Genomic DNA, 12,862 nt, shown 5'->3' on the forward strand with positions numbered 1-12,862 from the left:
ACCCTTAAACGTAAGCGTCGGTTTCGCTTGTGCTTGCAATTGAATGACCTCCTCCTGTTGCCGCGTGCATAATGATTTCCTGAGTAGCTTCCTCCCGTGAGAATTCACCCGTCATTTTTCCTTCATGCATAACGATAATACGATCGCTCATTCCTAAGACTTCTGGCAATTCTGACGAGATCATGATGATTGCTACACCTGCCTGTGCCAAGCGATTCATCAAATCATAAATCTCTTTCTTAGCTCCAATATCCACACCGCGCGTCGGTTCATCTAAAATTAAAATTTTTGGAGCAGTTGCCAGCCATTTGCCAATAACAACCTTTTGCTGATTGCCCCCACTCAACGAACCAACCCTCTGCTCACTGCTATGCGTTTTAACTAGCAATTTATTAATCGTCTCATCTGCTAATTGCTGTTCCTTCTGCTTGTGAAGGACCCCTAAGGATGAAAGGCTGGACAGATTAGGTAACGCTATATTTTCACGAACGGATAAGGAAAGGACCAAGCCTTCCTCTTTTCGGTCTTCTGTTACAAAGGCAATCCCTGCCGCAATCGCATCCTTGGGCTTGTTTATGGTTACAGACCTGCCTTCTACCTTAATACTTCCTGACTCCAGCCGTTCGAGTCCAAAAATAGCTTTAGCAACTTCCGAACGCCCTGCTCCCATTAATCCGGCAAATCCCAATATTTCGCCAGCTTGTACTGCAAAGGAGACATCAGCCAGTTTTCCTTTAACCGACAGGTGATCTACTCGCAGCTTCTCTTCGCCAAGTGAAACATCCACCTTGGGGAAGCGATCTGTAATTTCTCTACCTACCATCATTTTGACCAGCTCATCCATGCTAGTCTCAGCCGTTACTTTCGTGCCAACATACTGACCGTCACGAAGAACGGTGATGCGATCGCTGACCTGAAAGATTTCCTCCATCCGATGCGAGATATAAATCATACCTACTCCTTTATTCTTGAGGGCAAAAATCACCTCAAACAAGGCATCGATTTCACGATTGGTAAGAGCTGCGGTTGGTTCATCTAGTACAAGGATGTCCGCTTGCAATGAAAGCGCTTTAGCAATTTCGATCATTTGTTGCTGACCAACTGATAAATCTCCCACTTTGGTATCAGGATCAACTTGAATGCCCAATTGGTCTAAATATATCTTTGCTTCCTGACGTAGCTTTTTCCAATTGATAAATTTGGTTTTTCCATACGTAAATTCGCGTCCCAAGAAGATATTTTCGGCAACTGATAAATGGGAAATCAGGTTCAATTCTTGATGAATAATCCCAATTCCCAGTTCAGCAGCCAATTTCGTAGTCATCTCAGGTACCGACTGACCTTTGACCGTGATAGTACCGCTATCTTTGGTATAAATACCACCAAGGATTTTCATAAGAGTAGATTTACCTGCTCCATTCTCACCCATTAGCGCTACTAGTTCACCTGGGCGCACTGTCAACTCAACCTGATCGAGTACTTTGACACCGGGAAACGACTTGCAGATGCCCTTCATTTCTAACAATAAATCTGTCATACGTTCACACCGCCTTTAAAAAGTAACTCCAGCTTCTAAAATCACATTGGCATATGGCGTGCACTCTCCGGTACGTATGATCGCTTTCGCTTCATTCGTCCGTTTTTTAAATTCTTCATGACTGATTATGCTCTCTTCTACATGAGGAAGCTCCTGTTTCATTTTTTCATAAAGAGCAGGGCTAACCTCGATCATCTCGTTCGCATAGTGGATACGCTCCACCTGCATTTCTGCTAATATCACTTGCAACACATCCAGAAAGCTTGGTAGCCCCGCCTTGAGAGCCACATCGATTCGCTGTACCCCATCTGGGATCGGCAGACCCGCATCGCAAATGACAATGCGGTCTGTATGTCCCAGCTTACTGATGATAGTCGAAATTTCACTATTCATGATCCCGATTTTCTTCATGTTTCTCACCCTTTAGCTGTGCAAGAATTTCCTTAGCTGTAGCTGTAGCTGTCGCTACCCTAATCTATAGCGACTAGCATGTAAACTAGCACTTGGATTGAAAAGCTAGCACTTCCTTCATTGTCGGCATTCCCTGTTGTGCCCCTAACTTAGTTACGGCAAGCGCTGAGACAACACTCGCAAACTCAACAGCTTCTGGAATGCTTTGTCCAGAGGCTAGCGCATAAGCGAGCCCTGCGTTATAAGAATCTCCAGCTCCTGTGGTGTCGACGACCTGAACTTTATGACTAGCGATCGTCCCAAATGTCTCACCATTTATTAAGTAGGCAGAACCTGTAGATCCAAGTGTGGTAACGACGTGCTTCACTCCTTTTGCATGAAGTGCTTTCATGGCAACAGGCAGTGTATTTTCTTGGTCTGTCGCTTGGTCTGTTGCTTGGTCTTGTTCCATCCCCGTCAAGAGATATAATTCTGATTCATTGGGTGTCATCACATCGATGTAACCAAATAATTCATCTGGAAGCTTCTGCGCTGGAGCTGGATTTAAGATGACCATTTTACCGGCTTCTTTGGCGAGCTTTGCCGTATAAACAACCGTCTCGATGGGAATTTCCAATTGCAGTAGCACGATGTCTGCCGCCTTCACCGTATCAGCATGCAGATCAACATCTGCCATAGAGGTATGAGCATTGGCACCCGCTACTACAATAATTTGGTTATCTCCTTCTGCTAACAAAATAGATGCGATCCCAGTAGGAGCATTTTCAACACGTTTTATCGTATTGACCTGAATTCCTTCCTGCTTCATCGCTTTCACCAAGGAATCTCCAAATGCATCTCTCCCCAAGGAACCGATCATGGCAGTGTGGGCTCCTAGACGCGCAGCAGCAACCGCTTGATTCGCTCCCTTACCCCCAGGGATAAAATGTACATGATCTCCGCTGATTGTCTCCCCCATTTTTGGCTGACGCGGGGCTTCTACTACAACATCCATGTTAAGACTGCCAATGACAGCTATTCGTAGTGGTTTCATCCCAATGGCTCCCTTCTGGTTGAACTGCGCTCAATAAAGATGGGCTCTAGTTCAAACACACTCGGTACTAGTTTTGTACTCTCTATTTGCTGGGTTAGTGTAAGTGCCGCTAGCTCCCCCATCTCGTAGATCGGTTGAGCTACCGTTGTTAATTCTGGAATCGTCATCGAGGCTAGGGCAATGCCATCAAAGCCGCATACCGCTACATCTTCTGGAACCCTTCTGCCTAGTTGATTTAATCCTTTTAGCACCCCAATGGCCATTAAATCATTACCTACAAAAATGCCATCAATATCTGGATGCCTTCTCAGTAATTCTTTAACCGCTTCCTGTCCCCCATTTAATTGAAAATATCCCGGTTCCATTAAGCTTGGCGAATACCAAGCGAATCCTTGAACACTTTCTTCATAGGCAAGCATTCTCTCTCTGGCAGTAATTAATTCTTGTGGACCATAGATATGTCCAATTTTGCGACAGCCCTGCTCCACTAAATGAGCCACAGCTTCCTTTGCCCCCACATAGTTGTTACATCTAATGACAGAGCAATGTTGATTCTCTGGAGCACGATCCATGACCACCAAGGGAATCTGATCCTGTTGCATCTTTTGGATGTCTTCACTCCTTAAAGTTTGAGAAGCGATAATGATGCCATCAATATATTTTTTCTTAAGAACTTCAATATATGTTTTTTCCTTTTGCCCCTGATCATCAGAGTTACATAAGATAACCGTATATCCTAATTCTCTAGCTTTGTCCTCCACACCACGCGCCATTTCTGAAAAAAATGGGTTCGTGATATCCGGCAAGATAAAAGCAATCGTACTTGTTCGCTTACCCGCCAAGCCTCGCGCCACCGAGTTAGGTTCATACTGAAGCTGTTGAATTGCTTTTTCAACCTTGCGACCTGTCTCTACATTCACATAACCCGTTTTGTTAAGCACACGAGAAACAGTTGCCACAGATACACCTGCCAGCTTTGCTACATCGCGAATCGTTGCCATCATACGTCACTCCACATTCGTTAACCATCTAATGTGTAACCGGTTTCACATAAATTACATAAGACCATACAAATTTTAGAAATACATGCATAAAATCTCGTAGTATTCAGTTTATTCAAATCTGTAACCGGTTTCATAATCTTACAACACAAATATACTCGCTCACAGATAGGGTGTCAAGCGAAAGTGATTACTGGTAGAAACTGCCTTTGTAACTACCATCCTGTCCCCTAAAATCATAAGTTGTAAAAATAACGTGGCATAAAACAAACAAAAAAGGAGCATATCCGCTCCTTTCAATACTCATGAATATACTTTATTCTGACTATTCATTAATCCATGATAGTGCTACTGTCCCTTGCCCAGCATGTGCACCAATCGTTGAACTAATAGGTCCAATAATAATTTCTAAATCGTCATACTTCTCTTTGATTCGCTTTTTGAGAGCTTGAGCTTTTTCCACTACGTTCCCATGTAGAATCTGTACGTTCTTAATCTTTTGTTTCTGCATTGCTTGATCGAGTTGTGCTAGCATGCACACAATTGCTTTGTTTTCGGTTCGGATTTTTTCATAGACTTCAAAAATACCATCTCTGATACGTAGAATTGGTTTGATCTGGAGTAGATTGCCCATGAAGAACTGTACTCCATTCATTCGTCCCCCACGATAAAACTGATCAAGACTTCCAAGGAGGATGTAGCTTTCCGCTTTCTCAGCGATAAGACGCAACGAACTAGCGATCTTCTCTGGTGAAGCTTCCGTTTTCGCCATTTCCATTCCTTGTAAAATCATATGTGTAATCGGATAGGACATCGTTTTTGAATCTACGACTTCTACGGGGAACTCCGCCATCGCTGCAGCGCTATGGCTAGCATTGAGTGTTCCACTTAACTTACTCGATACATGTACAGCAATCGCACAATCATATTTTTGTTTTAGGGTCTCATATAGCTCCACAAACTTGCCCAGCGAAGGTTGAGAGGTCTTCGGAACTTCTCGAGTATTCTCGATTTTTTCGTACATTTGCTCAGGCGTCATATCGAGGCCATCGCGGTAGGTACCGTCGGAGAAAATAATTTCGAGTGGCACAACATAAATATCGTGCTTCTCCCGAAGGTCAGCCGGTATATAAGCCGTACTGTCTGTTACCCAGGCAATTTGTTTTTTCACTGAAACGCTCCTTTATGTTCAAGAGATATAAGTAAAATTATATATCCTTCTCTATCTGTTTCCTATGGCCTATTTCTTAGAGGAGTGAACACTTTCTCTCAACATGTTCACAATTTGAGCTGAGCTTTTATTTGTTTTTTAGTAATGTAGAGTACTTCTATAAAATAAAAAATATATTTTGGCAATTTTGTAACCTTTGCTGATATTTGCCGACTATTAGATAGAAAATCAGCAACCCTTTTAAAAGTAATTTTGGGTGAAGATTTCAAAAAGTATAAAGCTAGTAAGACCTCGAAAGATAATAGCTGGGACGCCGTTACCTACACGCGCTATGAAAATGAAATGCCCGTGTTTGATGACTTTTATGTAGTGGGTGTAAATACGAAGGGTGTTACCTATGTAAATGCTGGGGATGTAGAACCACATACTAAAATCCCGCTTCTCAATGAGCCGGGATTTTAGTATGGGAACCTTTTCCTATGCCGTAATTAATCCCCTTCCTTACATCAAAAATTCTAAGTAACAATTTTTCAATTCCTTCGCAAAAAAGACGTCAATCCCTTTTTGAGAATTGACGCCTTTCATTCAATCTTATTCTATTTCAGTTTTACTCATAAGCCACTTTTCTATCTTGTACCACAATCTGACCATTTTTCACAACGGTTTTGACATGATTGATGCCAAAATGATAAGGCAAATAATCAAGATTATCCGCATCATAGATGACCAAATCCGCTTGTTTACCCACTTCAAGGCTTCCAACCTGCTCTGCACGTCCAATCGCATGGGCTGCATTGATCGTCATAGCCGTCAATACCTCCTCTGGCGTTAGCCCCAGATTTAGGCAGCCTAGCGTCATCACAAGCTGTAACGATTCTGTAGGTGAACTGCCTGGATTATAATCAGTGGAGAGGGCAACAGGAACACCTAACTCGATCATTTTTCTAGCGCGAGCATGCTTGCTCAGTCGAAGATTAAAGGAGGTCGCTGGCAAACAAACTGCCACCACACCTGCTTCCTTCATCGCTAATAAGCCTTCATCACTTGCCGCTAACAAATGCTCAGCAGAAATGCAGCCTAGCTCGGCGGCTAACTCTGCTCCCCCCAACGGCTCAATTTCATCTGCATGTAGCTTCAGTTTAAAGCCAAGCTTACGAGCTGCCTGCATAATAGCCCTGGATTGCTCTACACTGAACACCCCATGCTCACAAAATACGTCACAGAATTCCGCCAATCCAGTACGTTTTACCTCTGGCAACATCTCGTTTATAACTAAAGCAACATATTCATCTGTTCGTCCCTTAAATTCGGTGGGGACTGCATGTGCTCCCATAAATGTAGAGACTAAGTCGACCGGATGCGCTTGCTGTAACGCACTGGTTACCCGAAGCTGTTTTAATTCTTCCTCTACGCTAAGGCCATAGCCACTTTTTGCTTCTACTGTAGTTGAACCAAATTGTAGCATTTGATCTAAGCTCTTCTTTGCCTTCAGAAAAAGCTCCTGCTCCGTAGCCGCACGCGTGGCACGCACCGTACTTAAAATACCCCCACCCTGTTCCAAAATTTCCAGATAGCTGGCCCCGTTTAATTTAAGAGACAATTCATGCTCACGAGAGCCTCCATGAACTAGATGCGTATGCGGTTCGACTAATCCAGGTGTAACTAGCTTTCCTTCAGCATCCCACTCTTTAGAAATGCTTGACCCTTGAATTTGTTTCCGAACATCCTGTTCTGTTCCAACAGCCACAATACGTCCATCTGCTATGGCCACTGCCCCGTCTTGAACCAGTCCGATTTCTTTCATCTCAGCTCCAGATCGTGCCTGAGCTGAGCCAGCCATAGTGACGAGCGCTTTGATATTATGAACAAGCAAGTCGATTTTCGACATCACGCTTTCCCCCTATTGACCATACTCCGTTTTTCCTTGCTTAGATATCTAGCATTGGTACTCGAACCCCACGCTCTTTTGCTGTTTCAACTGCTAGATCATAACCAGCATCAGCGTGACGGATAACTCCCATGCCCGGATCTGTTGTAAGTACACGTTTCAGGCGCTCTTCTGCTTCCACAGAGCCATCTGCAACAACTACCATTCCAGCATGCAAGGAATAGCCCATCCCTACACCACCACCATGATGTACGGATACCCAGCTTGCACCCGCTGAGGTATTTACCAACGCATTTAAAATAGCCCAGTCAGCTACCGCATCACTACCATCCTTCATTGCTTCTGTCTCACGATTTGGAGAAGCAACCGAACCGCAATCTAAATGATCCCGTCCAATAACGATAGGTGCAGAAATTTCACCGCTTCGTACCATTTCATTGATAGCAAGCCCCATTTTGACACGCTCTCCATACCCCAACCAGCAGATACGGGCAGGCAAGCCTTGGAATGCTACTCTTTCCTGAGCCATCGTAATCCAGCGGCGGAGATGCTCGTTCTCTGGGAATAGCTTTAGGACAAGCTCATCTGTTTTATAGATATCTTTTGGATCGCCTGACAAAGCAGCCCAACGAAACGGCCCTTTGCCCTCACAAAATAATGGGCGAATATAGGCTGGTACAAAACCCGGGAAATGAAAAGCATCCTCAACGCCTTCATCAAAAGCAACCTGCCGAATGTTATTACCATAATCAAAAACGATCGAACCTGCCTTTTGTAAATCAAGCATGGCCTGTACATGGGTGGCCATTGAACGTTTCGCCAGTTGGATATATTGATCTGGATCGCTCTCTCTTAATGATTTTGCACCTTCTAATCCATAACCGACTGGTACATATCCATTCAAAGGATCATGTGCAGAGGTCTGGTCGGTGACAAATTCAGGCGTTAGCCCCCGTGTAACCATCTCTGGAAAAATCTCTGCGGCATTACCGACCAAACCAATGGACAGTGCTCTACCTTCATTTTTCGCTTCTGTTGCCATCTGCCATGCTGTATCTAAATCATGTACCATTACATCACAGTAGCGAGTCTCAATCCGACGTTGGATGCGAGTAGCGTCAATATCAACTGCGATGACCACACCTTCATTCATCGTAACCGCTAATGGTTGAGCTCCCCCCATACCGCCCATGCCTGCTGTTAGAGTAATGGTACCTTTTAATGTGCCATTATTGTGCTGGCGTGCAGCTTCTGCAAAAGTCTCATAAGTTCCTTGCAGAATTCCTTGTGTTCCAATATAAATCCAGCTACCAGCTGTCATTTGCCCGTACATCATTAAGCCTTTTTGGTCTAATTCACGGAATGTCTCCCAATTTGCAAAAGCGGGAACCAACATAGAGTTAGATAACAACACACGCGGAGCTTGGGAATGTGTACGGAATATTCCTACTGGTTTACCCGATTGAATTAACAATGTCTCGTCTGCTTCCAATTCTTTTAAGCATTCAACGATCTTGTCAAAACTAGCCCAGTTACGTGCGGCTTTACCGATACCTCCATACACAACCAAATCCTCCGGACGTTCTGCAACCTCTGGGTCCAAATTATTCATCAGCATGCGTAAAGCCGCTTCCTGTTCCCAGCCTTTCGCGATTAATTCATTACCGCGTGGAGCTCGCACTACTCTTTTATTCGTTGTTGTCATTCTACATTCCCCTTTCGTATAGACAAACATTTGCTTACAAACACAATGGGATTTCTAGCTGTGAGCTTGATTGGCATATCCTGTTGGAAAATTCAAAATATTATATAAGAAACTCGTACCGTCGCTCTCCGTGGATCTTGTAACGGGTCAACACAGACGATATCAAAGACTTTTACCTTAGGATGGTTGCCTAGCCTCAACTGTAATTATATGATTTTTCCCAAAAACCGTTTGTTTTCTTCAGTTTACCGGAATGCGCTTACGAATCATCTAGTGTAATTTGCGAAATACTAGCACAATATTGCTGTACGATATTCGCGTGGACTCATGTTCATATGTCTTTTGAATAGACGACTAAAATAATTAGCATCTTCAAATCCTAGTTCAAAAGCAATTTCTTTAATAGATAAATCGGTTGTTTCTAAATAGATAACAGCTTTTTGTAGCTTCATATGATGAACGTACTCAATAAAGCTGTATCCTGTTTCTCGCTGAAAAAGATGGCTAAAATGATAAACACTCAAACAGCAATTTTGTGCTACTTCCTTCAACCCTATCTTTTCTCCTAGATGCTCCTTCAAATACAAAACCGCGTTTCGAATAACAGGAGAATATTTTTTCATGCCTAGCTGTTCCCCCTGTTGAACCAGACTTATGCTATACCGCTCCACTTTTTGCAAGAAGGTATCGTAGCGTATTGTTTTATAGAGATCCTGAATGAATCGTGCATTCTCTGCTAAAATAGTGGAAGCATCTGCTCCCAGCTCTAGCACCGTCCTTGACATAGCTGTTATAATCTCAACCACTTCCGATTGAAAGCTCTCCACATCCTGCTGGTCCACCATCGTCATATCATGTAGCAGCGTGCGCAAGGATTCTAGCGTAGCGCGTTCATCTCCAATTCTCACACTAGCAATAACATCTGCTCGATTTTTGCTAAGTATGGACGAATTTCTTCTGCTTCTGCTATCTCTATCTTGTTTCGTCCTTTTGGGCAAAACTAGCTGATTTCCTTGAAAAAAACGATCTTTTAAAGCCATTTGTGCTTCTTCATAAGAATGCTGCATATCCAGCGGATTATCATAGACGCCCCCAATTCCGATGGAGATCGATATCCTTTTTTCATCGGCATGTTGAACAATTTCAGAAGCGATCTGACGAGCTTTCTGACCAGCAAAATCCTGGTGCTTGTTCTCGTTACCATCTAGCAGTTCAAGCAATATGACCATAACTCCTTCTGAGACCCAGCACCACACAAAAGGAACAGATAAAGCCTGGTGCAATACCTTGAGTAATTGCTGTCCGATTTCCTGGCACCATCCTACAGGCTTACTCGCTGCCAAATCAGGATAACGATCCAGTGATATCACCATTGCAAGCTTAGGACAAATTGTTAATTGTAGCTGTTGCTGTCGCGTCGTAAACTCTGCCTCATGTACCATTGTTCCTGTTATCAGTTCGTGAGCAAATGTTGCCTGTATCGCTGCTGCTTGTTGTAAAGTAAGCATCGGCTCCCTCCTTTGTCCCTTTGTTTCACATAGTACAAAAATAGACGATCATTTCCGTGTATTCTATCGGAATTGACCGCCCATCCTTTTGTTACATTGTCGCTTCTATTATCTTACTTTATCGTTTTATTCGCGATCCAAAAGAGATGCGCCAGCAATTCCGGGATGTGTCATCTCATATGGGTCTAAAATAATATCGAGTTCCTCTTCCGTCAACACATTATAGTCCAAGCACAGCTCGCGTACTGATCTGCCAGTCAGTGTTGCCTCTCTTGCAATACGTGCTGCTGGTTCATAACCCAAATGTGGATTAAGTGCAGTAATAATTCCCACGCTATTTTCTACGTATTGGCGACAACGATCTATATTTGCTTCAATACCTTCCAGACAATTTTTCTGGAACACTGTAAATACATTATTCATAATAGTCAAGGACTGAATCAGATTAAATACAAGCACAGGCCCCATCACATTTAACTCTAATTGGCCTGCTTCAGAGGCTAAGCAGATCGTATGATCATTCCCGATTACTTGGAATGCCACTTGATTGACTACCTCTGCCATTACTGGGTTTACTTTTCCTGGCATAATAGAAGACCCTGGTTGACGAGCAGGTAAGCTAATTTCCCCTAATCCTGCACGTGGACCAGAAGCAAGTAAGCGCAGATCATTTGCAATTTTAGACATATTGATCATACAAACCTTGAGAGCCGCAGATACTTCTGTATAAGCATCCGTATTTTGCGTAGCATCCACCAAATTCTCTGCGCTAACCAATGGTAATTCAGTCAGCTCTGCAAGAATTTTAACAACGCGTTCAATATAGATTGGATCGGCATTTAGACCCGTACCTACTGCTGTTGCCCCCATGTTTACTTCATAAAGGTGCTGACGAGTCTGCCCAATTCGTTTAATATCTCGATCCAATACACGGCTATATGCCTCAAATTCCTGGCCCATTCGAATTGGAACAGCATCCTGCAAATGAGTGCGTCCCATTTTAATTATATGATCAAATTGCTTTGCTTTATCTACAAAAGCATCTTTCAATGCTTCCATAGTACCTAGCAATTGATTAATTAAGCGCAAAACCGCAATATGTACGGCTGTTGGAATCGCATCGTTTGTGGATTGTGCTTTGTTTACATGCGTATTTGGGCTTAAGGTAAAATAATCGCCTTTCACCGCACCCATGATTTCCAATGCTCGATTCGCAATCACTTCGTTAGCATTCATATTGATAGAGGTACCGGCGCCTCCCTGAATCGGATCGACAATAAATTGCTCCTGCCATTTGCCATCAATCAATTCTTGAGAAGCTTGTACGATTGGATCACCTAATTTGGAAGAAAGCTGCTTTACTTCCATATTGGCTAAAGCTGCTGCTTTTTTTACATAGCCTAGCGCTTTAATTAGCTCCCCATCAATACGATAGCCTGTGATCGGAAAATTCTCTACAGCACGCAACGTTTGAATGCCATAATAAGCATGCAATGGTACCTCTTTTGTTCCAAGAAAATCTTTCTCCTGACGTGTTTCTTGACTGATACTCATGGTTAGTCCCCCGTCTTTGATCGCTCTAGCTAGAGCCGTATTGATTGTCAGTTCACTTATGTATCTATCATATACCAGTTTGCCCCATTCCAACAGGTCTGGCCATCTCATATTGTGCAAAAAGGTAAAAAAGCAAAAAACCGATAAGCCTTTGCTCATCGGTTTCTTTTAAACGCATTTATTCCTTTTTAAAGCGCAAACATTTTTAGTAGGGCTTCTTCATTTACATGGTTACCAACCAAGAAGATACCGAATTCACCATAACGCGCACTTACTTCATCGAATCTCATTTCATATACAATGTGTTTCAATTCAATTGGGTCATGAGCGAATAAAGTAACGCCCCATTCCCAATCGTCATACCCCACAGAGCCACCAATAATTTGCTTGATTTTACCAGCATATTTACGACCAGTCAAACCGTGAGTTTGCATTAATTCACGACGCTCGTCCATTGTCATGGAATACCAGTTGTCTTTTTCTCCACGTTTCTTGTTCATTGGATAGAAGCAGAAGTGATCCCATTTTGGTAAGATTGGGTACAAACGCTCACGCACATGCGGATTTGCTTTAGGATCTTGACCAGGATTGTTCACATAGTTGCTTAACTCTACCACGGAAATATAAGAGTAATCCGTCTCTGTATAATCTGCAAAGCGAGTTTTATTGATCGCTGTTTTTAATTCATCCAATTCACCCATTGTAGGGCGTAGGAAGATAAAGCATAGATCAGCTTTATGTCCAAGTACAGAATACACAGCCGTGCTACCACCAGTCTCGGATTCTGCATCATTCCATACGCGCATTAGGGAAGTTAGTTCGTCAAGGGCCGCTTGGCGTTCTTCGCTAGATGCTTTTTTCCATTTTTCCCAGTTGATCTTCCGGAAGTCATGATAGGTAAACCATCCTTCCAACGTGAGCAATGCTTCATTGGCTGACATGTGACACAACCCCTTCTTATGGTTTAGCGTGAGCCTTTGCTCCGCCTATGTACATACACGAAAAGCCCTCTGTTTCCTTATTCGAGAGACCTGTCCTTCTTTATCTTACTGAT

Annotated in this window: 10 protein-coding genes; all 10 read right to left on the minus strand. The window is 43.2% G+C overall.

The features are described 5' to 3' along the window. Positions 1–4: 4 nt before the first annotated feature. The 10 genes from BrL25_RS06740 to hemQ all read right to left on the minus strand — a co-directional run bounded on the left by BrL25_RS06740 (position 5) and on the right by hemQ (position 12,749). Positions 5–1,537 carry a sugar ABC transporter ATP-binding protein gene (locus BrL25_RS06740; protein WP_018673755.1) on the minus strand — a complete coding sequence of 511 codons (1,533 nt, stop codon included), beginning with the start codon at positions 1,535–1,537 and terminating at the stop codon, positions 5–7. A 15-nt stretch (positions 1,538–1,552) separates the two neighbouring features. Then, positions 1,553–1,948 carry a D-ribose pyranase gene (gene rbsD / locus BrL25_RS06745; RefSeq protein WP_018673754.1) on the minus strand — a complete coding sequence of 132 codons (396 nt, stop codon included), beginning with the start codon at positions 1,946–1,948 and terminating at the stop codon, positions 1,553–1,555. An 85-nt stretch (positions 1,949–2,033) separates the two neighbouring features. After that, positions 2,034–2,981, minus strand: coding sequence for a ribokinase (gene rbsK / locus BrL25_RS06750; RefSeq protein WP_018673753.1), 948 nt, complete (start codon positions 2,979–2,981; stop codon positions 2,034–2,036). Beyond that, positions 2,978–3,982: a LacI family DNA-binding transcriptional regulator gene (locus BrL25_RS06755; RefSeq protein WP_018673752.1), complete on the minus strand. Its 1,005-nt coding sequence runs from the start codon at positions 3,980–3,982 to the stop codon at positions 2,978–2,980. The genes rbsK and BrL25_RS06755 overlap by 4 nt, the downstream gene beginning before the upstream one ends. Before the next feature lie 325 nt (positions 3,983–4,307). Then, entirely contained in the window at positions 4,308–5,153 is an 846-nt protein-coding gene (locus BrL25_RS06760) for a DegV family protein (protein WP_018673751.1), read from the minus strand. A 607-nt stretch (positions 5,154–5,760) separates the two neighbouring features. Next, a complete protein-coding gene (gene hutI, locus BrL25_RS06770; protein WP_018673749.1) occupies positions 5,761–7,041 on the minus strand; it encodes an imidazolonepropionase in 1,281 nt (426 codons plus the stop codon). Between the two features lie 40 nt (positions 7,042–7,081). Next, entirely contained in the window at positions 7,082–8,746 is a 1,665-nt protein-coding gene (gene hutU, locus BrL25_RS06775; protein WP_018673748.1) for a urocanate hydratase, read from the minus strand. 290 nt (positions 8,747–9,036) lie between these two features. Further along, positions 9,037–10,254: an AraC family transcriptional regulator gene (locus tag BrL25_RS06780; protein WP_018673747.1), complete on the minus strand. Its 1,218-nt coding sequence runs from the start codon at positions 10,252–10,254 to the stop codon at positions 9,037–9,039. Between the two features lie 126 nt (positions 10,255–10,380). Beyond that, a complete protein-coding gene (gene aspA / locus BrL25_RS06785; RefSeq protein ID WP_018673746.1) occupies positions 10,381–11,808 on the minus strand; it encodes an aspartate ammonia-lyase in 1,428 nt (475 codons plus the stop codon). 188 nt (positions 11,809–11,996) lie between these two features. Continuing rightward, positions 11,997–12,749 carry a hydrogen peroxide-dependent heme synthase gene (gene hemQ / locus BrL25_RS06790; RefSeq protein ID WP_018673744.1) on the minus strand — a complete coding sequence of 251 codons (753 nt, stop codon included), beginning with the start codon at positions 12,747–12,749 and terminating at the stop codon, positions 11,997–11,999. Between the last annotated feature and the right edge of the window lie 113 nt (positions 12,750–12,862).

The sequence above is a fragment of the Brevibacillus laterosporus DSM 25 genome (assembly GCF_002706795.1).
Lineage (GTDB): Bacteria > Bacillota > Bacilli > Brevibacillales > Brevibacillaceae > Brevibacillus_B > Brevibacillus_B laterosporus.